1 protein-coding gene is annotated in these 1,453 nt (G+C 54.9%); it reads left to right on the top strand.

Translation table 11 applies throughout. From position 1 onward, the window contains the following. Positions 1–50: 50 nt before the first annotated feature. A protein-coding gene (locus tag HU806_RS26150; RefSeq protein ID WP_186615787.1) for an IS3 family transposase occupies positions 51–1,420 on the top strand; the annotation gives its coding sequence in 2 pieces (ribosomal slippage) (positions 51–527 and positions 530–1,420; 1,368 coding nt in all). Positions 1,421–1,453: the final 33 nt, after the last annotated feature.

Here is a 1,453-nt window from a genome sequence, read left to right as displayed (position 1 = left end):
GAAGTGCGCCCCAGAAGTTGGACACCCTATCCAACCTCCGGGGTGTTTTCATGAGTAAGTACACATCGCAATTCAAGCTGTCCGCTATCACTGCTTTCCTTGAGCGAGGCAGAGGTTTTCGCTTCGTAGCCGCTCAGTTCCAGATGGACCCCACCTTGCTTCGCCGCTGGGTAGAAGCCTACCGGTTGCATGGTGATGCCAGCCTGCAGGTACGCAGCAGAGTCTACAGCCCTGAGTTCAAACTTGGCGTTCTGCAACGCATGTGGCAAGACAAGTTGTCTTTACGTCGCGTGGCAGCACTTTTCAATCTTGGCAACTCAAGCCAGGTGGGCAGGTGGCAGCAGCAGTATTACAGTGGCGGCTTCGAAGCCCTGGTTGCAGGGAAAGGATTGAATACCGCCATGCCGCTGCCACCTGACAAGATTCCTGACCCGACATCGCCAAGCGATGATGACCTCTCGCATGCGCAGTTGCTGATCAAGCTTCGCAAGCTTCAGGTGGAGAACGCCTGGCTAAAAAAGCTCAAGGAGTACCGGGAGGAGAAGAAAAGGCAGGAGTTGGCAGCCGGCAAAAAACCACGTTAGTCACTGAGTTGCGAGAGCATTTCATGCTCGATGAACTACTCCTGGCCGCAGACTTGCCGCGCAGCACTTACTATTATCAAGCCAAGGTCATGGCGGGCGGGAATCGGTTAGCGCCCCTGAAAGCCGCTATCCAGAGCATCCAGGACGCCCATAAGGGGCGTTATGGCTATCGTCGAATGACCGCTGCGTTACGTAACGAGGGCCTGATAGTTAATAGCAAAACGGTGCGACGGCTGATGGACGAATTGGGTCTCAAATGCACAGTGCGCCCGAAAAAATATCGCTCGTATCGCGGACTGATGGGTGAAGCCTCGCCCAATACGCTGGCTCGCGATTTCGAGGCCGAGCAGCCGAATCAGAAATGGGTCACGGACGTCACTGAGTTCAAAGTGGCCGGTGAAAAGCTGTACTTGTCCCCGGTACTGGATCTCTACAACGGTGAAATCGTCGCTTATCAGACCGCCACCCGACCTCGCTATTGCTTGGTGGGCGACATGCTGGAGAAGGCTCTTGAGCAGCTACCTGAGGCGGCCAAGCCCATGTTGCACTCGGATCAAGGCTGGCACTACCGCTACCCGGATTACCGAGAACGCCTCGAAAAAGCGGGCCTGGACCAAAGCATGTCACGCAAGGGAAACTGCCTGGACAACGCTACGATGGAGAGTTTTTTTGGCACATTGAAATCGGAGTATTTTTACCGCGAGCGCTTCGACAACGTGGCCCAATTGCAAGCTGGATTGGATGAATACATCCACTACTACAACCATGATCGAATCAAGATGAAACTGGGCGGGCTAAGCCCTGTAGCGTACCGAGCTCAGTCCGCGATAGCCTAGCCAGCCAGTGTCCAGCTTTTGGGGCGCACTTCA

The sequence above is a fragment of the Pseudomonas sp. SWRI154 genome (genome assembly GCF_014268645.1).
Classification (GTDB): Bacteria; Pseudomonadota; Gammaproteobacteria; order Pseudomonadales; family Pseudomonadaceae; genus Aquipseudomonas; species Aquipseudomonas marvdashtae.
The sequence above is the reverse complement of the archived record's forward strand: the minus strand, read 5'-3'. Positions and strand labels throughout refer to the sequence as shown.